Here is a 20689-nt window from a genome sequence, read left to right as displayed (position 1 = left end):
ATTTCGATACTCTTTATCGCCCCCTCGCGAGGCTCCCTAGAATCCCGCGCACGATCGCCCGTCCGACCGACGAACCCACCGATCGCACCACCGATTTGATCGCGGCTTCGGCCACGGTCTGGCGGTTGGACGGCCTTGGCGCCGGCGCGCGCCGGCCGCTCTGCTGTGGTGCGGGATCGTCATTGCCGAAGCCGGGAATGGTCCAGCGCGAGCGGCCATTATCGGCCTGCTGCGCCTGTTCTTCCGCGTCCTGCGCTTCCTTGGCCTTCTTCTGCAGCATCTCGAAGGCCGATACGCGATCGACGGTCTGGTCGTACTGGCCGGAGACCGGGCTCTCGCCGATCAGCTGGCGGCGCTCGTCGGGCGTGATCGGACCGAGCCTGGACGATGGCGGGCGGACCAGCGTCCGTTGCACCATGGACGGCACGCCCTTGGTCTCCAGCGTCGAGACCAGCGCCTCGCCGGTACCAAGCTGAGTGATCGCCGTGGCGCAGTCGAAGTCGGGATTGGGCCGGAACGTGTCGGCGGCGGTCCTGACCGCTTTCTGCTCGCGCGGCGTATAGGCGCGCAGCGCGTGCTGGACGCGGTTGCCGAGCTGGGCGAGCACGGTTTCGGGGATATCGAGCGGATTCTGGGTGACGAAATAGACGCCGACACCCTTCGAGCGGATTAGGCGGACTACCTGCTCGACGCGGTCGACCAGCACCTTCGGCGCGTCCTCGAACAGGAGATGCGCCTCGTCGAAGAAGAAGACCAGCTTCGGCCTTTCGGGATCGCCGACTTCGGGCAGTTCCTCGAACAGTTCCGACATCAGCCAGAGCAGGAACGTGGCGTAGAGCCTGGGATTCATCATCAGCTTGTCGGCGGCCAGAACGCTGATGGCGCCGCGCCCGTCACGCGTGGTGCGCATGATGTCGGCGATGTGCAGCGCCGGCTCGCCGAAGAAATTCGCCGCCCCCTGCTGCTCAAGCACCAGAAGCGTGCGCTGGATGGCACCGACCGACGGCTTGGTCACATTGCCGTAGCGGGAGCCGATCTCGTCGGCTCGCTCGGCGATGTTGGCAAGCAGCGCCTGCAGGTCCTTGAGGTCGAGCAGCAGCAGGCCCTCCTCGTCGGCGATGCGGAAGGCGATGTTCATGATGCCTTCCTGCGCCTCGGAAAGGTTCATCAGCCGTGACAGCAGCAATGGCCCCATTTCCGAGATGGTGGCACGGATCGGATGGCCCTGCTCGCCGAAGAGGTCCCAGAATATGACCGGGAACTCCTGGAAGTCATAAGGGACGAGCTTGACCTGCTCGGCCCGTTTGACGAGGAAATCCTGCGCCGTGCCCATCATGGCGATACCGGACAGGTCGCCCTTGATGTCGGCGCAGAAGACCGGGACGCCGGCGTTGGAGAAGCCTTCCGCCAGGATCTGCAGGCTGACCGTCTTGCCGGTGCCGGTCGCGCCGGTGATCAGGCCATGGCGATTGCCGTATTGCAGCAGAAGCTGCTCGGCGCGCTGATAGCTGTCGTCGGACTTGCGGCTGGCGCCGATGAAAATGCTCTTGTCGTCAGCCATATGTCCGGTCTCCGCAAACCTGGTCAGTTAGAAGCAAAGGGCCTCGCCGGAGGTATAGTGACGCCGTTCACCAGCGACAATGGTCATCGTCGAAATCGACCTTTTGGAGCTTGCGGATTTTACGCATGTTTGGCAATCGGTTAGTGGTTCGCCCAGTGGCCCGATGCATGCCGCATTGTGATATCGGGCGGGGAACCGTAGACTGGCGGCCCGGCTGATACGGCCGACAGAACGAGGAGAGCGGATGGGCGCCGGTGCCTTGATCCAGGATGCTGAACTTCCGAATCCCGACCGGGAGCGGTGGCTGGCGCTTGCGCAAAAGGCGCTTGCCGGCGGATCCTTCGAGGACAAGCTCGTTTCCCACACCGATGACGGCATCCGCATCGAGCCGCTCTACGAGCGTTCGATTACGGCGGAACCATTGGTGCGGGCAAACCCCAAATCGGCATGGATCGTCAGCCAGCGCATCGACGATCCAGATATCGGCCGCGCCAAGGCACAGGCTCTGGAAGACGTCGCGCAAGGCGCGAGCGGACTGTCACTGGTCTTCGAAGGCGCGCCGAATGCCTTCGGCTACGGTCTGCCGAGGACGGCCGAGGCACTGGAAACGGTTTTGGACGGCGTGCCGCTCAACCGCGTGCAGATCCGCATCGACGCCCATCCCTGGAGCCGTGCCGTGGCCGACTGGCTGGTGGCGTTCCTTGGCAAGCGGCGCTCCGACCCGGCAAAGCTCAATCTGTCCTTCGGCATCGATCCGGCGGCGATCTTCGCCGGCACCGGCCGGCTGCGCATGTCGATCGAAGCGCTGCAGGCCTCGATGCCGCAATCGCTGGCGCATTTCTTCTCGATGGGCGTGCCGGGCGTGCTGCTCGAAGCGGACGGGCGCGTCTTCCACAATGCCGGCGCCACTGAGGCGCAGGAACTCGGCACCATGCTGGCTTCGGCGGTCTCCTATCTCAGGATGTTCGAGCAGGCGCGCCAGCCGCTGGTCTATGCCGCCCCCCATATCGGCTTCGCGCTCAGCGTCGACCAGGACCAATTCCTGTCGATGGCCAAGGTCCGCGCCTTGCGCAGGCTGTGGGCCCGAATCCAGGAAGCCTGCTCGATTCCGGCCTCGACGGCCAGCATCCATGCCGAGACGTCCTACCGCATGATGACCGCGGCCGACCTGGAGACGAACATATTGCGCAACGCGATCGCCGGTTTCGCCGCGGCCGCCGGGGGCGTTGATTCGATCTCCGTCCTGCCGCACACGATCGCGCATGGACTGCCGGCAGGCTTTGCCCGTCGTGTCGCTCGCAACACGCAGCTGATCATGGCCAATGAAAGCCATATTGACCATGTCGCTGACCCGGCCAGTGGCTCGGGCGCCGTCGAAGCGCTGACCGCCGATTTGTGCGCGGCCGCCTGGGAGGAATTCCAGCGGATCGAGGCGGAGGGCGGGGTGCTTAACAGCCTGCAGCAGGGATACATCCAGAATCGCGTCCAGACCGCGTCCGCGAAGCGCAATGCCGCATACCGGGCAGGCGAGCGTGCGATCGTCGGCACGACACTGTTCCGGTCCGGCGCCGAGCGGCCGGTCGAGACGCTGCCGGCCGAGCGGCGGCCCGCCTTGACCGAAGGCGTGGCGGTTTGCGAACCGCTGTTTCCGGTCCGCATCGACCAGTCGATCGGAGCCGGATCATGATCCCGGATTTCAGCCAGATCGGCTGGTCGGCGCCACGGCGCATGCCGGCCGAGGTCAAGGGCCAGCGGCTGACGCCGGAGGGCATTGCGGTCAAGCATCTCTACAATCAGGGCGATCTCAAGGGATTGCCGCATCTCGACACCTATCCGGGCCTGCCGCCCTTCGTGCGCGGCCCCTACCCGACCATGTATGTCCAGCAGCCATGGACGATCCGCCAATACGCCGGCTTCTCGACGGCCGAGGAATCAAACGCCTTCTACCGGCGCAACCTTGCCGCCGGCCAGAAAGGCCTGTCGGTCGCTTTCGACCTCGCCACCCATCGCGGCTATGACAGCGACCATCCGCGCGTTGCCGGCGATGTCGGCATGGCGGGCGTCGCCATCGATTCCATCCTCGACATGCGCCAGCTGTTCGACGGCATTCCGCTCGACGAAATGACGGTGTCGATGACCATGAACGGCGCGGTGCTGCCGATCATGGCTCTTTACATCGTTGCAGCGGAAGAACAGGGCGTTGCGCCGAAGGATCTCGCGGGAACCATTCAGAACGACATTCTGAAAGAGTTCATGGTGCGCAACACCTACATCTATCCGCCCAAGCCCTCGATGCGGATCGTCTCGGACATTTTTTCCTACACGTCTCAGCATATGCCGAAGTTCAATTCGATCTCGATCTCCGGCTACCATATGCAGGAGGCGGGGGCGACCGCCGACCTCGAGCTCGCCTACACGATTGCCGACGGCATCGAGTATGCCCGCGCAGGCGTCGCTGCCGGCCTCGACATCGACCGCTTCGCGCCGCGGCTTTCCTTCTTCTGGGCCGTCGGCATGGACTTCTTCATGGAGGTCGCCAAGCTCAGGGCTGCGCGGCTTTTGTGGTCGAGCCTGATGAAGAAGAACTTTTCGCCCAAGGACGAGCGCTCGCTGTCGCTGCGCACCCATTGCCAGACCTCGGGCTGGTCGCTGACGGCGCAGGACCCCTACAACAACATCACCCGCACCATGATCGAGGCGATGGCGGCGACTCAAGGCCATACGCAGTCGCTGCACACCAACTCCTTCGACGAGGCGATGGCGCTGCCGACCGACCACTCGGCACGCATCGCCCGCAACACGCAGCTCATCCTGCAGAAGGAATCCGGCACCACGCGCGTCGTCGACCCGTGGGGCGGCTCGGCCTTTGTCGAACGGCTGACGCATGATCTGGCGGCGCGCGCGCTCGCCCATATCGAGGAGGTCGAGAGCCTCGGCGGCATGGCCGCCGCGATCGAGAAAGGCATCCCAAAACTGCGCATCGAGGAGGCCGCCGCCCGCACCCAGGCACGCATAGATTCCGGCGAGCAGACCCTGGTCGGCGTCAACGCACATCGCCCGGAGAAGGATATGGAGGTCGATGTGCTGAAGATCGACAATGCCGAGGTCAAGGCTCGGCAATTGTCGAAGCTGCAGCGGCTGAAAGGGACGCGCGATGTCGGCGCGGTCGAGAGCGCGCTGGATGCACTCACCCACGCAGCGGAGAGCGGCGAAAACCTGCTCGAATTCGCCATCCGCGCCGCGCGCGCCAATGCCACGGTCGGCGAAATTTCACTGGCGCTGGAAAAGGTCTTCGGGCGCCATGTCGCCTCGGTGCAGACGATTTCCGGCGTCTATCGCAACGCACTTGGCGACAATGCGGCTGTCGACCGGCTGCAGGATAAGATCGCGACCTTCGAGGAAAAATCCGGCGCCAAGCCGCGTATCCTGGTGGCCAAGATGGGCCAGGATGGCCACGATCGCGGCCAGAAGGTCATCGCCACCGCTTTTGCCGATCTGGGCTTCGACGTCACCGTCGGGCCGATGTTCCAGACGCCTGAAGAGATCGCAAAACTCGCGGTTCAGCATGACGTGCATATCATCGGCGCCTCGTCGCTGGCGGCCGGCCATCTGACGCTCATTCCCGAACTCAAGGGCGCGTTGAAGAAGCTCGGCCGCGGCGACATGCTGATCGTCGCCGGCGGTGTCATCCCGACACAGGACTACGACGCCGTGCTCAAAGCGGGTGCGGCGGAAATCTTCCCGCCGGGCACAGTCATCCCGGAAGCGGCGAACCGGCTGATGGATCGGCTGCTGGCGGTCGAGTGAAACATCGCTGAATTGCTAAAATAGGTTGTGCCACAATGAGGAATGCAACCAAGGGCGTGACTGCCGTGAAGACTATCATCCACAAGCTCGACGACGGATCAGAAGCCGTGATCTTGCCACGGGAACTGCTCGACAGCTTGAATCTGCAAGTGGGCGATCAGCTCCAGATCATCGAAACTGATGATGGTGTCATTCCAAGACCAGTGGACGATGGCTTCGAACGGCAGATGAGTGCCGCTCGTGATGTCATGGATAAACACCAGGTCGCACTGCAAAAGCTCGCAAAGTAGACGCCGACTGATTGTTCAGCTGTCCGACAGCTTGACGATTTCCCATTCCTTGCCGTTGACGCTTGCCACGTCACCGACCTTCTTGCCGAACAGCGCCACCGCCATCGGCGAGACGTGGGAAATGCTGCCCTTTGAGGGATCGGCCTCGTCCTCGCCGACGATCTTCCAGTGCACCTTCCTGCCGTCATCGCCTTCCAGCGTGACGCCCATGCCGAAACGAACCAGGTCACTGCCCGGCTCCGGCACGGATAGCTCGGCGCTTTCGCGCCTGGCAGTCCAGTAGCGCAGATCGCGCGACATCAGCGCGATTCGCTCGCGGTCGGCCCTTTTCTCGGCCTTTGCCAGTTCATCGCGCAGTTCCGCCAATTCAGAGTCGATCAGCGCGAGACCGCGCTCCGTCACCAGGTTGCGGTGCTGGCTGACCGGCCGCTCGCCAATGCCGGCGATGGCGTTTTCGCTGTCTTCCTCGCGGGTGAAGGCCCTGCTCATAAGCCAAACTTAGGCGTGTAGCAGTGACTTCACAAGCCATTGCCTGCGTTCCGGCCGGATCGGAACCGGACTGGCACGATTCCTGCGATGTGAGCGGCAAACGCCTGGAATCTGTGCCGATGTTGAACAGACGAACACTTCTCACGGGAACCGCCGGCTTTGCCGTCATCGGCTTGGCGCTGGGTAGGGCCTCGGCAAAAGTCCTGCCCGGCATCGAGAAGGCCTCGATGCGCGGCTCGATCAACGCCACCGAGCTTGGCGTGCAGCCCGGTGCGGTCGACGACCAAAGCAAGGCCTTCGCCAAGCTGCTGCGTGACGCCGCCAAGCGCGACATGCCGGTGTTCCTGCCGCCGGGAACCTATGTCGTGTCGAACCTCACGCTTCCGGCCCGTATCAGGCTCTCCGGTGTGCCTGGCGCAACGCGGATCGTCTATGGCGGTAACGGCCACCTGATGATGGCCGAGCAGGCCGAGCATATCGAGCTCAGCGGGCTGGTGTTCGACGGTGCCAACCGCTGGATGGCGGATTATACGCAAGGGCTGCTCGACCTGCGCCGCGTCGGCCACCTCGTCATCGACAATTGCCAGGTCACCGGTAGCGGCAAGAACGGTCTGGCGCTGGAGCATGTGACCGGCCGCATCGAGCGTTCGGACATATCGGGCGCGGCGGATGCAGGCATCTATTCGGTCGAGGCCGGCGGCCTGGAAATCTCCGGCAATACTGTGTCCGACTGCGGCAATGGCGGCATCCTCGTGCATCGCTGGCAGCAAGCGGAGGACGGCACCATCGTCAGCGGAAACCGCGTCCAGCGCATCCAGGCCCGCAGCGGCGGCACAGGCCAAAACGGCAACGGCATCAACGCCTTTCGCGCCGGCAATGTCGCCATTTCGGGCAACATCGTCTCGGATTGCGCCTTCTCGGCGATCCGCGCCAACAGTTCGAGCAATCTGCAGGTTAGCGGCAACACCTGCTCGCGGTCGGGTGAGACAGCGCTCTATTCCGAATTCTCCTTCGAAGGCGCGATCATCGGCAACAACATCGTCGATGGCGCCGCCAACGGCATCTCGATCGTCAATTTCAACGAAGGCGGTCGCATGGGGGTGTGCTCCAACAACATCGTGCGCAACCTCTCGACCACTGGCCCCTACCCTGCCGACGCGCCCGGCTTCGGCGTCGGCATCAGCGTTGAGGCCGACACCACGGTATCGGGCAATGTCGTGGAAAACGCGCCGCTCTACGGTATGCAGATCGGCTGGGGAGCTTATCTGCGCAATGTCGTGGCGACGGGAAACATCATCCGCAAGGCGGGAACCGGCATCGTCGTGTCCGTCGTAGAGGGCGCTGGAACGGCAGTCATCTCGGACAATGTCATCGACGACGCGAAAAATGGCGCCATCATCGGTCAGCGCTGGGCTGAGCCGGCGACCGGCGACCTCGCCTCTTCAGGCGACCCCGGCTACGCGCATCTCACCGTCGAGCGCAACCACGTCAGCTGAGCGCAGCCGTGGGACGGAGCGAACCCACCTTTGCGCCGATGCGGCTTCCGATCGCCGGACTGGCCTGTTCGGTTAGCTTTGCCGCCAGCGCCTCATCGGCTCGCAGCAGCTTCGCCAGCACGGCAGCGGTCATGGCTTCGGCGGCACGGCCGGCGCCGTCGTCGCATTTGAGCGCAATACCCAGGCCAAGCTCCGGAACGGCGGCGCAATAGACGCCTTCGGCGCCGGTCTTGACGAATATCCGGCCCGGTGCCGCCTGCATCAGCGCGACATCGGCCCTGCCGGTGCCGGCGACGAGGAAGGGCTCGGCCATGCAGGCGGCAAACAGCCGCTTCGCCGCCTTGGTGCGTACGGGTTCGAAACCAGCGCCGGTCGCCATGCGGGCAAAGCCCAGCGCGAAGCTTTTCAGTGGCACGGCATAGGTCGGGATCGAGCAGCCGTCGGTGCCGCAATGATCGACATCATGGGCCGCACCCGTCACCGCCTGCATGGCGTCGCGGACCATCTCCTGAAAGGCATGCCCCGCCTTGACGTAGCCGCGATGCGCGGTGCCGGTGTGCACGCAGGTGCAAAGGAAGCCGGCATGCTTGCCGGAGCAGTTGTTGTGCAGCGGGTTCGGCACGCCGCCGGTACGGGCAAGTGCCACCGTCGCGTCATGATCCATCGGCCAGTGCGCGCCGCATTCGAGCGCGGTCCGATCAAGGCCGGCTTTGGCCAACATCGCGTCAGCCAGTTCGGCATGCGCAGGCTCTCCGGAATGCGAGGCGCAGGCGAGTGCCAGTTCCCGGTCGCCGAATCCGTAGGCATCGGCCGCGCCGCTTTCGACCAGCGGCAGCGCCTGGATCGCCTTGACCGCCGAGCGCGGAAACACCGGGCGCGCCGTGTCGCCGAGCTCCAGCAACGGCTTGCCATCGGCATCGAACACGGCGACCGCACCGCGATGGCCGCTCTCGACCACCGCGCCGCGCAAAACCTCGACCAGAACCGGATTTGTCATGAAATCACCCGCGAAATGCGGGCCGCTTCTACCTGATCCGATCGAGAATGGAAACGTAGTTGGCGACCGCGGCACCGCCCATGTTGAAAATGCCGCCGAGCTTGGCGCCCGGCACCTGGATGCCGCCGGCCTCGCCGGCAAGCTGCATGGCGGTCAACACATGCATCGACACGCCGGTGGCGCCGATCGGGTGGCCCTTGGCCTTCAGCCCGCCGGAGGGATTGACCGGCAGCCGGCCGTCCTTGGCCGTCGTGCCGTCCAGGGCCAGTTTCGCGCCCTCGCCAGGCTTGGCCAGGCCCATCGCTTCATATTCGATCAGTTCGGCGATGGTGAAGCAGTCATGCGTCTCGACGAAGGAGAGGTCGTCCAGCGTGACGCCGGCCTTTTTCAGCGCCTGGTTCCACGCCTGCTCGCAGCCCTCGAAGGCAAGGATGTCGCGCTTCGACATCGGCAGGAAATCCTGCACATGCTCGTTGGCGCGGAAGGCGACGGCGCGGCGCATCTTGAGCGCTGTCGAAGTGTCGGCCAGGACCAGAGCGGCCGCACCGTCGGATACCAGCGAACAGTCGGTGCGCTTCAGCGGGCCGGCGACGAAGGGATTCTTCTCGCTCTCCTGGCGGCAGAACTCGTAGCCGAAATCCTTGCGCATCTGCGCATAGGGATTGTCGACGCCGTTCTTGTGGTTCTTGGCGGCGATCATGGCGAGTGCGTCCGACTGGTCGCCATAGCGCTGGAAATAGGCCTGTGCGATCTTGCCGAAGACGCCGGCGAAACCGGCCGGCGTCTCGCCGTCCTCCGGCAGGTAGGATGCCTTCAGCAGGTTCTTGCCGATCTCCGGTCCGGGCGTCGTCGTCATCTGCTCGGCACCGACCACCAGCACGATGCGGGCCGCATTGGCGTCGATGGCGCGGATGCCTTGCCTGACCGCGGCCGAGCCGGTGGCGCAGGCGTTTTCGACCCGCGTCGCCGGCTTGAAGCGCAGCCGATCGTCGGCCTGCAGCACAAGGCTTGCGGTGAAATCCTGGGCGCAGAAGCCGGCGTTGAAATGGCCGAGCACGATCTCGTCGACATCGTCCGGCCCGATGCCGGCATGGTCGAGCGCGTCGACGGCAACCTTGGTGATCAGGCCCTCCAGCGTCTCGCCTTCGAGCTTGCCGAAGCGCGAATGCGCCCAGCCGACGATGCATGCGGTCATGGCGGTCTCCATCCTCGGCGCCAGCCTAGCACGTTGGCAGCGGCGCACTGTTCAAGCATTGTTCAAGTGTGAACCATTTCTACTGATCCGTGAAGGGCCGGAACCGAACAATCGCTTGGTGCAGCGCACACTCTGTGTCGATTTTTTGTTGATTGATCCGTCAATAAAAAATAATCATGCTGCAAGAAACGGGAACAAGAATGCCGAAAATCGGAATGGAGCCATTGCGCCGCAGGGCGCTCATCGACGCGACGATCTCGGCGATCGGCGAGCGCGGCTCTCTTGATGTGACCATGTCGGAGATCGCCGGCCGTGCAGGCGTGTCGTCGGCACTTGCCCATCACTATTTCGGTGTCAAGGACGAGCTTTTGCTGGCGACGATGCGGCACATATTGGCCGAACTGACCGCCGACACTTTGCGCGCCCTGGGTTCGGCCAAAACCTCACGCGAGCGTGTTTCGGCGGTGGTGGCCGTCAACTTCTCCGATCTGCAGTTCCAGCCGGAAACCATCGCCGCCTGGCTCGCCTTCTATGTCGAGGCGCAGAAATCGTCGGCACTTCGCCGGCTGCTCAAGGTCTACGCGCGGCGGCTGCATTCCAACCTGTTGAGCGGACTGACCGGCATCCTGCCGCGCAACGAAGCCGACCGCGTCGCCGAAGCGACAGCGGCGCTGATCGACGGGCTCTACATCAGGCGCGCGCTGAAGGACGGCGTGCCCGATGCCGCGACGGCGATAGCGCTGGTCGAGGACTATCTCGAAACGAAACTCGGTGGGCGGCAGAAGCAGTGACAAGCGAGAAGAAGCCAAATTTCCTGATCGTCATGGTCGATCAGCTCAACGGCACGCTGTTCCCCGATGGACCGGGCGACTTCCTGCATGTGCCGCACCTCAAGGCGCTTGCCGCCCGCTCGGCGCGCTTCAAGAACAACTATACGGCCTCGCCGCTCTGCGCGCCGGGCCGCGCCTCGTTCATGAGCGGGCAATTGCCGTCGCGCACCGGGGTCTATGACAATGCCGCCGAATTCGCGTCTTCCATCCCGACCTTCGCCCATCATCTACGCGCCGCCGGCTATTACACCTGCCTGTCGGGCAAGATGCATTTCGTCGGGCCGGACCAGTTGCACGGTTTCGAGGAGCGCTTGACCACCGACATCTATCCGGCTGATTTCGGCTGGACTCCAGACTACCGCAAGCCCGGCGAGCGCATCGACTGGTGGTACCATAATATGGGCTCGGTGACCGGCGCCGGCGTCGCCGAGACCACCAACCAGATGGAATATGACGACGAGGTTGTCTTCCTGGCCACGCAGAAGCTCTATCAGCTTTCGCGTGAGCAGGATGATGCGAACCATCGGCCCTGGTGCCTCACCGTTTCGCTCTCGCATCCGCACGACCCTTACGTCGCGCGCAAGCAATACTGGGATCTCTACGAACACTGCCAGGCGCTCGATCCGGAGACCGGATTCATCGCGCATGGCGAGCAGGATGCGCATTCGCAGCGGCTCTATCACGCCTCCGATTACTCGTCCTTTGACATCACCCGCGAGCAGGTGCGTCGCGCCCGGCGCGGCTATTTCGCCAACATTTCCTATGTCGACGACAAGCTCGGCGAGCTTCTGGACGTCCTCAAGCGCACGCGCATGCTCGACGACACCGTCATCCTGTTCTGCTCGGACCATGGCGATATGCTCGGCGAGCGTGGCCTGTGGTTCAAGATGAGCTTCTTCGAAGGCTCGGTGCAGGTGCCGCTGATGATTGCCGGCAAGGGCGTGCCGGCCGGACTGATCAAAGCGCCGGTCTCCAACCTCGACGTAACGCCGACGCTGTGCGACCTCGCCGGCATCGACATCGGCGCCATCGCTCCGTGGACCGACGGCCAGTCGCTGCTGCCGCTTACCAAGGGCGGGCAGCGCACCGCGCCTGTGCTGATCGAGTATGCGGCGGAAGGGTCATACGCGCCACTGGTGGCGATCCGCGACGGCCGCTACAAGTTCGTCCATTGCGAGCTCGATCCGCCGCAATTGTTCGATCTCAATGCCGATCCGCTCGAGCGAAACAACCTCGCCGACGATCCGGCTAATGCGGCCCTGGTGGCGGCATTCATGGAGAAGGTCCGGGCGCGCTGGGACATGGCCGGCTTCGACGCCGCCGTGCGCGAAAGCCAGGCGCGCCGCTGGGTCGTCTATCCGGCGCTACGCAACGGCGCCTATTACCCCTGGGATTTCCAGCCGCTGCAAAAGGCATCGGAGCGCTACATGCGCAACCACATGAACCTCGACAACCTCGAAGAGAACAAAAGGTATCCGAGAGGCGAATGATGACAATTCTCGTCCCCTCCCTCGATCACCTCAGGCAGGCCTACGCGGTCACCTCCAAGGCGACGCAGATCACGCCGCTGCTGGAGTCGGAAGCACTTGCGCGCGAGACGGGCGCCGCCCGCGTCTTCATCAAACCGGAATCGCTGCAATGGGCAGGCTCCTTCAAGGTGCGCGGCGCCTACTGGCGGCTGAAACGGCTTTCGGCGGACGCGGCAAGCAAAGGCGTCGTCGCCTATTCCTCCGGCAATTTCGCGCAAGGGCTGGCGGCAGCCGGCCAGGCGCTCGGCATTCCCGTCACCATCGTCATGCCGATCGACGCGCCGGCCGCCAAGCGCGATGCGACGGCGGGCTATGGCGCGCGCGTCGTGCTGACCGACCATGGCGATCGCGCACGCGAAGAGGTCGCTGCCGCCAAGGCGCGCGAGATCGCCGAGACGGAGAGCCTCACGCTGCTGCATCCGTTCGACGATCCCGAGATCGTCGCCGGCCAGGCCGGCGCCGGTCTCGAAGCGCTCAACCAACTGGCTGATAAGGGCGCCAGCGCCGATCTGCTGTTCTGCTCGGTCGGTGGCGGCGGGCTGATCGGCGGTGTGTCGCTCGCCTTCCACTATCTGTCGCCGGCGACCGAGATCATCGGCGTCGAGCCGGAAGGTTTCAACGGCATGGGCTCGTCATTGGCACGTGGCGCCATCGAGACCATGCCGATCGGACCGAAGTCGATCTGCGACGGGCTGATGTCGCGGCGGCCGGGCGACGCGCCGTTCGCGGCGGTCAAGACCGCCGGCGTTCGTGGCATCACGGTCGACGATCAATCGGTGCGCAGCGCGATGCGGATCGCCTTCGAACGGATGAAGCTGGTGCTGGAGCCGTCTGGCGCGGCATCGCTCGCAGCACTGCTCGGCGGCAAGATGGATGTGACGGGCAAAACCGTCCTTGTGGTGGCAACCGGCGGCAACGTTTCGCTCGCCGATTTCATGGCGCATATGAACCATGCTTGAAGCAGATTTCGTCATCATCGGCTCCGGCTCGGCCGGCTCGGCCATGGCCTACCGGCTGTCGGAAGACGGCAAGAATTCGGTGATCGTCATCGAGTTCGGCGGCACCGATCTCGGGCCGCTGATCCAGATGCCGTCGGCGCTGTCGATCCCGCTCAATATGAGCCTCTACGACTGGGGCTTTGCCAGCGAGCCGGAGCCGCATCTCGGCGGCCGCGTGCTGGCGACGCCGCGCGGCAAGGTCATCGGCGGCTCATCCTCGATCAACGGCATGGTCTATGTGCGCGGCCATGCGCGCGACTTCGACCACTGGGCCGAAGAGGGCGCGACCGGCTGGGGCTTCGCCGACGTGCTTCCCTACTTCAAGCGCATGGAAAACTCGGACGGTGGCGAAGACGGCTGGCGTGGCAAGAGCGGCCCGCTGCACGTGCAGCGCGGGCCGCGTCGCAATCCACTCTACGGTGCCTTCGTCGAGGCCGGCCGCCAGGCCGGTTTCGAGCTGACCGACGACTACAATGGCGCCAAGCAGGAAGGCTTCGGGCCGATGGAGCAGACGATCCGCGGCGGCCGCCGCTGGTCGGCAGCGAGCGCTTATCTGAAGCCGGCGCTGAAACGCAAGAATGTTAGCCTGCTCAAGGGTTTCGCGCGTCGGGTGATCATCGAGAATCAACGTGCCATCGGCGTCGAGATCGAAGCTCACAAGCAGATTCAAGTCGTTAAGGCACGACGCGAGGTGATCGTCGCCGCGTCGTCGATCAACTCGCCCAAGATCCTGATGCTGTCTGGCATCGGCCCGGGCGCGCATCTTCAGGAAAACGGTATCCAGGTCGTGGCCGACAGGCCCGGTGTCGGCCGCAACCTGCAGGATCATATGGAGCTCTACATCCAGCAGGAATCGACCAAGCCGATCACGCTGAATTCGGTGCTGAACCCGTTCTCGAAGGCGCTCATCGGCGCGCAATGGCTGTTCTTCAAGACTGGCCTCGGCGCGACCAACCATTTCGAGGCGGCCGCCTTCGTGCGCTCGCAGGCCGGTGTCGACTATCCCGATATCCAGTACCATTTCATCCCGGCGGCAGTGCGTTATGACGGCAAGGCGGCGGCGACGTCGCACGGCTTCCAGGCGCATGTCGGGCCGATGCGATCGAAGTCGCGCGGTTCCATCACACTGCGCTCGCCGGACCCGAAATCGAAGCCGGTGATCCGCTTCAACTACATGTCGCATCCAGACGACTGGACCGAGTTCCGCCACTGCATCCGGCTGACGCGCGAGATTTTCGGCCAGAAGGCTTTTGACGGCTTCCGTGGCAAGGAGATTTCGCCCGGCAGCCATGTGCAGTCGGATGAGGATCTCGACGCCTTCATCCGCGACCACGCCGAGAGCGCCTACCATCCCTGCGGCACCTGCAAGATGGGTCGTGCCGATGATCAATCAAGCGTCGTCGATCCGGAATGTCGCGTCATCGGCGTCGAGGGATTGCGCGTCGCCGACTCCTCGATCTTCCCGCGCGTCACCAACGGCAACCTCAATGCGCCATCGATCATGACCGGTGAGAAGGCAGCCGACCACATTCTCGGCCGCACGCCGCTGGCGTCGTCCAACCAGGAACCATGGATCAATCCGCGCTGGCAGGTGTCGGACAGATAGAGCATTGTCGGGCGGACTGAACGATCCGCATGTAAAATTGGAGAACAGCCATGCGCGCCCAGCCAACGGCATCACACTATGTCAACGGCCGCTACCTGGACGACGAGCGCGGTGCTGCGTTGCCGGTCATCTATCCGGCCACCGGCGAGACCATCGCGACCTTGCATTCGGCGACACCGAACGTGCTGGAACTGGCCATCGAGGCCGCGCGGGCGGCACAGCCCGCCTGGGCGCGGCTGAAGCCAGTCGAGCGCGGACGCATCCTGCGCCGCGCCGCCGACATTCTGCGCGCCCGCAATGCCGATCTCGCCCGCATCGAGACGCTCGATACCGGCAAGGCGATCCAGGAGACGCTGGTGGCCGACGCACCGTCGGCGGCAGACTGCCTGGAATATTTCGGCAGCGCGGTCGCCGCCTTCAACGGCGAGGCCGTCGATCTGGGCGGGCCCTTCGCCTATACGCGCCGCGAGGCGCTCGGCGTCTGCGTCGGCATCGGCGCTTGGAATTATCCGATCCAGATCGCCGGCTGGAAATCCGCGCCGGCGCTGGCCATGGGCAATGCCATGGTGTTCAAGCCGTCGGAGAACACACCGCTGTCGGCACTGGCGCTGGCCGAGATCTACACCGAGGCCGGCCTGCCCGACGGGCTGTTCAACGTCGTGCAAGGCTATGGCGATGTCGGCGCCGGCCTCGTCGGCCACGATGTCGTCGCCAAGGTCTCGGTGACCGGCTCGGTGCCAACCGGCCGCAAGGTGCTGTCGCTCGCCGGCTCGAAGATGAAGCATGCGACGATGGAGCTCGGTGGCAAGTCGCCGCTGATCGTCTTTGACGACGCCGATCTCGAAAATGCCATCGGCGGCGCCATGCTCGGCAATTTCTATTCGACCGGCCAGATCTGCTCCAACGGCACGCGCGTCTTCGTGCAGAGCGGCATCCACGACCGCTTCGTCGAAAGGCTGGTCGAACGGACCAAGAAGATCCGCATCGGCGATCCGCTCGATCCCGAAACGCAGATGGGGCCGCTGGTCAACAAGGCGCAGCACGAGAAGGTCGTCTCCTATATCGAGATCGGCAAGCAGGACGGAGCGACGCTCGCCTGCGGCGGCAACGTGCCGTCGCTGCAAGGTTTCCAGGGCGGCTTCTTCGTCGAGCCGACTGTGTTCACCGGCGTCACCGACACCATGCGCATCGCCCGAGAGGAGATCTTCGGCCCGGTGATGAGCGTGCTGAAGTTCGACGGCGAGGACGAGGTGATCGACCGCGCCAACGACACCGAATTCGGCCTTGCGGCGGGCGTGTTCACGCGCGACCTGCCTCGCGCGCACCGCGTCATCGCCGAATTGCAGGCCGGCACCTGCTGGATCAACGCCTACAATCTGACGCCGATCGAAATTCCCTTCGGCGGCTTCAAGCAGTCGGGTATCGGGCGGGAGAATTCGCTGGCGGCGCTGGCGCTCTACTCGCAACTGAAGGCGGTCTATGTCGAGACCGGGGATGTGACGAGCCCTTACTGATTGGCGAAAGCCGGCGTGACGGCCGATCTCCCCCGCAAGGGGGGAGGCAGCTTCAGCCTCTCAGCTACCCTTCTCCACCGTCTCATCCAGATACTGCGTCAGCGCGCAGACGAGGTGATAGAAGATGCTGGCCGGGACGTCCGATGCCAGCGAGCGGCCGCGTTCGTCGATGCGGTCGATCCAGAGGCCGAGCGGCGCCGGGTCTATGTGCCAGCGGAACAGGCGGCCGACGCGGGCTTCGATCTCGGGCTTGAGGTCCGGCCCGCCTGAGCCATCCAGCGCGATCGCCGCCTTGACGGCCTCGGCCTGCGGCCAGCTGCGCGACACAAGGTCGAGCGGCAGGCCCTGTCTGGAGACGGCGCCGTAGGAGAGACCGGTGGCGCGGTTGAGGCCGTTGGCGATCGCCGAGGCATAGAGTTTTCGAGCAAAGCCGCTCAGCTCTGTCTGGCCGCTGCGGTCGGCGAAATCGACCAGCAGCGAGGCCCATTCGAAATGATGGCCAGGCTCGGTCCAGGCGCCCTTCTCGCCGGCCACCGGCTTCCAGCCGGCGTCGAAATATTCGCCCAGCGTCCAGCTTTCCGGGTCGAAGAAATGGCTGCGGAAAAGGTCGATGATACGTGCAGCGCGGCGCAGATAGGCGCGCTCGCCGGTCGCCTGATGCCAGGCGAGGAAGGCCTCGAGCAGATGCATATGCGGGTTGGAGCGCCGCTCGCCCTCGCCGCTCGAGGTTTCCAGGAAGCCAGTCATGCGCTCATCCTCGAGATGGGCATCGAGGAAGGCGAAGGTTTCCTCGCCGAGCAGCAAGGCATCGGGGTTGCCCGACATATGGGCGTGCGCCAGTGCCAGCAGAACGCAGGAATGATCGTAGGCGTCCTCGACGGGGTCGGCGACCGAACCGTCGACATTCAGCGTACGCACCCAGCCGCCGCTGTCGGTGCGGCCCTTGCCGGCCATGAAGTCGATGCCGTGGCTGATCAGCCGATCGGCCGGGCCGGTCCAGCCGCGCGCCTTGGCGACGGCGAAGGCATAGACCTGCCTGGCCTGCGTGCGCATGCGCTTCGGCTTGAGCAGCGGCGCGGTATCGAAGCCGAGCGCCTCGTGGAAGCCGCCATGGCGCTCGTCGACGCCTGATGTCGACCACAGCGGCAAGGTTTCCTCGAACAGCCAGTGACGAACGCGCCGCCGCCAGGCGCCGCTCTCGATGACGCGGTCATGCGCCGGCGTGAAGCGGGTCTCCAGCCGGCCCGACTTTTCCAGCTGTTCGACGATCTTCTTGACGTGCTGGCTGTGGCTGACCGGGGCGACGAAGGTCGCGTCGGCAGTGGAGACGATGGCGACATCCTTCATGCCGATGGCCGACAAAAGCCGGCCTTCGCTGCGGATATAGGAGTTCTCGCAATCGATGGCGACGACATCGCCGACGATCACATTGCCCTGACCGTCCGAAGGGCCGACATCGAGCAGCGACTGCCAGGAGCCGAGGTCGTTCCAGCGAAAGCCGGCCTGCACCATGGCGATGTCCTTGGCCCGCTCCATGATGGCGTAGTCAATCGAGGTCGAGGGAATGGCCGCGTAGAACTCCAGCGGCATATAGAGGCCGGAGAGGTCCGATGTCGCCGCTTTGTAAGCCGTTTCGGTCGCCTGCCAGATATCCGGCTGGAACGCCGCGAAGGCATCGCGCATGGCGCCAGCGCGAAACAGGAAGATGCCGGTGTTCCAGTAGAAGTTTCCAGCCTCGAGATAGCTCTGCGCGGTCGCAAGATCGGGCTTTTCGACGAAGCGCGAGACGTCGAAGATGCCGGCCTCGTCGCCTGATACCTCGATATAGCCGTAGCCGGTCTCGGGCTGACTGGGCTTGATGCCGAATACCACCAGCCGGCCGTCGCCGGCCGCCGCAGCGCCCGCCTCGATGCTCTCCCAGAACTGCCGCGTGGTCGAAATCTCATGATCGGACGGCACCACCAGCACCAGGCTGTCGCCGAATTCCGACAGCGTGCGCAAAGTGGCCAGCGCGACGGCTGCGGCTGTGTTGCGGCCGGTCGGTTCGAACAGCGGGCCGCCGCCGGCAAGGTCGAGGCCGGCGAGATCGGCATGAACACGCTCGGCGTGGCGCTCGGCGGCGATCAGGAAGATCGGCGTCTCGCCATCGGGCCTCGCCGTCAGCCGGCGCAAGGTCTTGGCCAGCATCGAGCCGTCTCCGGAGAGATCGTGAAACTGCTTGGGATTGTCCTCGCGCGACAGCGGCCAGAGCCGCGAGCCGACGCCGCCGCTCATGACAAAACTGACGATCCGCTCGCTCATTCAGGTCTCGCGCTCAAGGTTGTGGCCGACTGCTTATTACACATGCCTTTAAGCTGTGTTTAGCTGATTGGAAATGCGCTCGGCCGCCAGCTCGATGAAAGCCCTGACCAGCGGCGAAAGGTGGCGGCTGCTCGGATAGAGGACGTGCAGGCCGCCGGCCGGCGTCGTATGGTCCTTGAGAACACGCTTCATCCGTCCTTCGCTGATGAGCGCCTCGGCCATGCCGTGCGGCAATTGGGCGATGCCGAAGCCCGCAAGCGCGGCCGCAACGACTGCCTGCATCTCGTTGGCGGCGAAGCGCCCGCCTACTGCGACCGTCACCTGACCGTCTGGCCCCTCCAGCACCCAATGAGCGCCGGCAGCCGAAGAGCCCGCGATGACACAGTCGTGGCCGGCAAGATCCGCGGGTGCTTCCGGCACTCCATGGCACGCGAGATAGTCGGGGCTGGCGCAGAGCAGCCTGTGGGTCGAGCCGAGCTTGCGGGCGATCAGCGTCGAATCTTGAAGGACGCCAGTGCGGAAAGCGAGGTCGATCCCGTCCTCGACCAGATTGAGCCTGTCGTCGGTCAAGCGGAGCTCGACCTTGGCCTTTGGATACATTGTCAGAAACTCGACCACGGCGCCGGTGAGGAAATAGCCACCGAAGCCGACGGGCGCCGAAATGCAAATCGTGCCGGAAGGTTCGGCCCTTGCTTCCGCGAGGCGCAGATTTGCTTGCTCGAGCGTCCGCAACGCCTGGCTGCTCTGCTCATAGTAGAGGCGCCCGGCATCCGTCAGGTTAAGGCTTCGTGTCGTGCGCTGCAGAAGGCGGACCCCTACCTCGCGCTCGAGCGCGGCTATGCGACGGCTGACCGTTGTCTTGGGCATGGCGAGCAGGCGAGCGGCGGCGGTGAAGCTGCCAGCTTCGACGACGCGAGCGAACACGACGATATCGTTGAGATCGAGCATTGTATCCATATTTGGGACAAAGTTTTTCAATTATAGGCAATTATGCATCAATATGGCAGTCCCTAAATTTGCTCCACCACAACGAAGGAGCAGACAAGATGACCAGCAAACGAAGCATTTTGGTGACCGGCGCCACCGGCCAGCAAGGCGGCGCGGTTGCGCGCGCCCTGCTGTCGAGAGGACATCGCGTCAAGGCACTGACACGCAGGTCGGACAGCGAGGCTGCACGGCAGCTGGCATCGGCGGGCGCCGAAGTCGTGGCGGGCGATCTCGCCGACACAGCCTCAGTCGTGAGGGCCGCCGGAGACGTCGAGACCATGTTCCTGATGGGCAATAGCTATGAGGCTGGTATGGAAGAGGAGACGCGCCAGGGGATGATCGCCGCCGATGCGGCCAAGGCCGCCGGCGTCGGCCACCTGATCTATTCGTCGGTTGCCGACGCCGACAAGAAAACTGGCATCCCGCATTTCGAAAGCAAGTATCTCGTTGAGCAACACATCGTCGGACTCGGCGTCCCTTACACGATCAGCGCGCCAGTCGCCTTCATGGAGAATGTCGTCGCGCCGTGGTCGCTCGGCGCGCTCAGCCAGGGCATTCATGCCTTCGCGATGCCCCCGAAGCGCGTCCTCCAGTTGGTCACGCTGTTGGACATCGGCGCCTTTGTCGCCGCTTTGGTCGAGCGTCGCGAGCGCGTGTTTGGCAAACGCTTCGATTTCGCCGGAGACGAGTTGTCCGGCGAGGAGCAGGCGAAGATCCTGTCGCAAGCCACGGGCCGCCCGATCAGCTACCAGGAAATCCCGATCGCAGCGGCCCGCCAGCAGAGCGAGGATGCAGCTTTGATGTTCGAATGGTTCGACCGCGTCGGTTACGACGTCGACATCGCGGCCTTGCGCAAGGAATTCCCGGAGGTCCGCTGGCACAATTTTGCTGACTGGGCACGCGAATTCGACTGGAGCGCTCTTGGGCAGGCAACGCCCGCCGCCTGACCACTCTGCGGAACCTAGAAAGTCTGGTTGTAGGCGCCGACTTCGGGGCTGCGGCGCAGCACGGCGTCGACGGCCTCGAACATCTGCCGCCGCCGCTCCGACGATACAGGGCTTTCTACCACCACGACCAGCTCAGGCTTGT

General features: G+C 64.4%; 16 protein-coding genes. 10 read left to right on the top strand and 6 right to left on the bottom strand.

Annotated elements, in window-relative coordinates:
- Window positions 1-13: 13 nt before the first annotated feature.
- The gene (locus D3227_RS24660) at window positions 14-1561 is read right to left on the bottom strand and encodes a helicase HerA-like C-terminal domain-containing protein (RefSeq protein WP_120016884.1); all 1548 of its coding nucleotides are present in this window, start codon (window positions 1559-1561) and stop codon (window positions 14-16) included.
- Window positions 1562-1805: 244 nt separating this feature from the next.
- Here D3227_RS24660 and D3227_RS24655 point away from each other — a divergent pair, with 244 nt between their 5' ends.
- The 3 genes from D3227_RS24655 to D3227_RS24645 all read left to right on the top strand — a co-directional run bounded on the left by D3227_RS24655 (window position 1806) and on the right by D3227_RS24645 (window position 5658).
- Window positions 1806-3248 (top strand): methylmalonyl-CoA mutase subunit beta, encoded by a 1443-nt coding sequence (locus D3227_RS24655; RefSeq protein ID WP_120016883.1) that lies wholly within the window; start codon window positions 1806-1808, stop codon window positions 3246-3248.
- Window positions 3245-5368: a methylmalonyl-CoA mutase gene (gene scpA / locus D3227_RS24650; protein ID WP_120016882.1), complete on the top strand. Its 2124-nt coding sequence runs from the start codon at window positions 3245-3247 to the stop codon at window positions 5366-5368. The genes D3227_RS24655 and scpA overlap by 4 nt, the downstream gene beginning before the upstream one ends.
- Before the next feature lie 65 nt (window positions 5369-5433).
- Window positions 5434-5658 carry an AbrB/MazE/SpoVT family DNA-binding domain-containing protein gene (locus D3227_RS24645; RefSeq protein ID WP_120016966.1) on the top strand — a complete coding sequence of 75 codons (225 nt, stop codon included), beginning with the start codon at window positions 5434-5436 and terminating at the stop codon, window positions 5656-5658.
- A 15-nt stretch (window positions 5659-5673) separates the two neighbouring features.
- Here the strand turns inward: D3227_RS24645 and greA are convergent, their stop codons facing one another.
- Entirely contained in the window at window positions 5674-6147 is a 474-nt protein-coding gene (gene greA, locus D3227_RS24640) for a transcription elongation factor GreA (RefSeq protein ID WP_120016881.1), read from the bottom strand.
- A 119-nt stretch (window positions 6148-6266) separates the two neighbouring features.
- Here greA and D3227_RS24635 point away from each other — a divergent pair, with 119 nt between their 5' ends.
- Window positions 6267-7643 (top strand): TIGR03808 family TAT-translocated repetitive protein, encoded by a 1377-nt coding sequence (locus D3227_RS24635; protein ID WP_120016965.1) that lies wholly within the window; start codon window positions 6267-6269, stop codon window positions 7641-7643.
- Here the strand turns inward: D3227_RS24635 and D3227_RS24630 are convergent.
- A complete protein-coding gene (locus tag D3227_RS24630; RefSeq protein WP_120016880.1) occupies window positions 7636-8640 on the bottom strand; it encodes an asparaginase in 1005 nt (334 codons plus the stop codon). The genes D3227_RS24635 and D3227_RS24630 overlap by 8 nt on opposite strands.
- Window positions 8641-8668: 28 nt before the next feature.
- Window positions 8669-9835 carry an acetyl-CoA acetyltransferase gene (locus D3227_RS24625; protein ID WP_120016964.1) on the bottom strand — a complete coding sequence of 389 codons (1167 nt, stop codon included), beginning with the start codon at window positions 9833-9835 and terminating at the stop codon, window positions 8669-8671.
- Between the two features lie 200 nt (window positions 9836-10035).
- Here D3227_RS24625 and betI point away from each other — a divergent pair, with 200 nt between their 5' ends.
- From betI to betB, 5 genes are read left to right on the top strand one after another with little or no spacing between them, the layout of a single operon-like run.
- A complete protein-coding gene (gene betI, locus D3227_RS24620; protein ID WP_120016963.1) occupies window positions 10036-10626 on the top strand; it encodes a choline-binding transcriptional repressor BetI in 591 nt (196 codons plus the stop codon).
- Window positions 10623-12155 (top strand): choline-sulfatase, encoded by a 1533-nt coding sequence (betC, locus tag D3227_RS24615; protein ID WP_281034949.1) that lies wholly within the window; start codon window positions 10623-10625, stop codon window positions 12153-12155. The genes betI and betC overlap by 4 nt, the downstream gene beginning before the upstream one ends.
- Window positions 12152-13153: a threonine/serine dehydratase family protein gene (locus D3227_RS24610; protein WP_120016879.1), complete on the top strand. Its 1002-nt coding sequence runs from the start codon at window positions 12152-12154 to the stop codon at window positions 13151-13153. Before betC ends, D3227_RS24610 begins: the two co-directional genes overlap by 4 nt.
- On the top strand, window positions 13146-14798 hold the full coding sequence (betA, locus tag D3227_RS24605) for a choline dehydrogenase (RefSeq protein ID WP_120016878.1): 1653 nt from the start codon (window positions 13146-13148) through the stop codon (window positions 14796-14798). Before D3227_RS24610 ends, betA begins: the two co-directional genes overlap by 8 nt.
- 50 nt (window positions 14799-14848) lie before the next feature.
- Complete coding sequence (gene betB / locus D3227_RS24600; protein ID WP_120016877.1) at window positions 14849-16312, top strand: betaine-aldehyde dehydrogenase; 1464 nt, start codon at window positions 14849-14851, stop codon at window positions 16310-16312.
- Window positions 16313-16372: 60 nt separating this feature from the next.
- Here the strand turns inward: betB and D3227_RS24595 are convergent, their stop codons facing one another.
- Both D3227_RS24595 and D3227_RS24590 read right to left on the bottom strand, forming a co-directional pair.
- Entirely contained in the window at window positions 16373-18613 is a 2241-nt protein-coding gene (locus D3227_RS24595; protein WP_120016876.1) for a mannose-1-phosphate guanylyltransferase/mannose-6-phosphate isomerase, read from the bottom strand.
- A gap of 48 nt (window positions 18614-18661) precedes the next feature.
- Window positions 18662-19561, bottom strand: coding sequence for a LysR family transcriptional regulator (locus D3227_RS24590; RefSeq protein ID WP_120016961.1), 900 nt, complete (start codon window positions 19559-19561; stop codon window positions 18662-18664).
- Between the two features lie 98 nt (window positions 19562-19659).
- Between D3227_RS24590 and D3227_RS24585 the strand changes: the two genes are divergently transcribed.
- Window positions 19660-20547, top strand: a complete 888-nt coding sequence (locus D3227_RS24585) for an NmrA/HSCARG family protein (RefSeq protein ID WP_120016875.1) — start codon at window positions 19660-19662, stop codon at window positions 20545-20547.
- Window positions 20548-20689: the final 142 nt, after the last annotated feature.

Source organism: Mesorhizobium waimense (genome assembly GCF_003601975.1).
In the GTDB taxonomy this organism is placed as follows: domain Bacteria; phylum Pseudomonadota; class Alphaproteobacteria; order Rhizobiales; family Rhizobiaceae; genus Mesorhizobium; species Mesorhizobium waimense.
The sequence above is the reverse complement of the archived record's forward strand: the minus strand, read 5'-3'. Positions and strand labels throughout refer to the sequence as shown.

Coding starts and splice junctions, on each gene's coding strand:
- D3227_RS24660 (WP_120016884.1), bottom strand. CDS start 1,561: ATGGCTGACGACAAGAGCATTTTCATCGGCGCCAGCCGCAAGTCCGAC.
- D3227_RS24655 (WP_120016883.1), top strand. CDS start 1,806: ATGGGCGCCGGTGCCTTGATCCAGGATGCTGAACTTCCGAATCCCGAC.
- scpA (WP_120016882.1), top strand. CDS start 3,245: ATGATCCCGGATTTCAGCCAGATCGGCTGGTCGGCGCCACGGCGCATG.
- greA (WP_120016881.1), bottom strand. CDS start 6,147: ATGAGCAGGGCCTTCACCCGCGAGGAAGACAGCGAAAACGCCATCGCC.
- D3227_RS24635 (WP_120016965.1), top strand. CDS start 6,267: ATGTTGAACAGACGAACACTTCTCACGGGAACCGCCGGCTTTGCCGTC.
- D3227_RS24630 (WP_120016880.1), bottom strand. CDS start 8,640: ATGACAAATCCGGTTCTGGTCGAGGTTTTGCGCGGCGCGGTGGTCGAG.
- D3227_RS24625 (WP_120016964.1), bottom strand. CDS start 9,835: ATGACCGCATGCATCGTCGGCTGGGCGCATTCGCGCTTCGGCAAGCTC.
- betI (WP_120016963.1), top strand. CDS start 10,036: ATGCCGAAAATCGGAATGGAGCCATTGCGCCGCAGGGCGCTCATCGAC.
- D3227_RS24610 (WP_120016879.1), top strand. CDS start 12,152: ATGATGACAATTCTCGTCCCCTCCCTCGATCACCTCAGGCAGGCCTAC.
- betA (WP_120016878.1), top strand. CDS start 13,146: ATGCTTGAAGCAGATTTCGTCATCATCGGCTCCGGCTCGGCCGGCTCG.
- betB (WP_120016877.1), top strand. CDS start 14,849: ATGCGCGCCCAGCCAACGGCATCACACTATGTCAACGGCCGCTACCTG.
- D3227_RS24595 (WP_120016876.1), bottom strand. CDS start 18,613: ATGAGCGAGCGGATCGTCAGTTTTGTCATGAGCGGCGGCGTCGGCTCG.
- D3227_RS24590 (WP_120016961.1), bottom strand. CDS start 19,561: ATGCTCGATCTCAACGATATCGTCGTGTTCGCTCGCGTCGTCGAAGCT.
- D3227_RS24585 (WP_120016875.1), top strand. CDS start 19,660: ATGACCAGCAAACGAAGCATTTTGGTGACCGGCGCCACCGGCCAGCAA.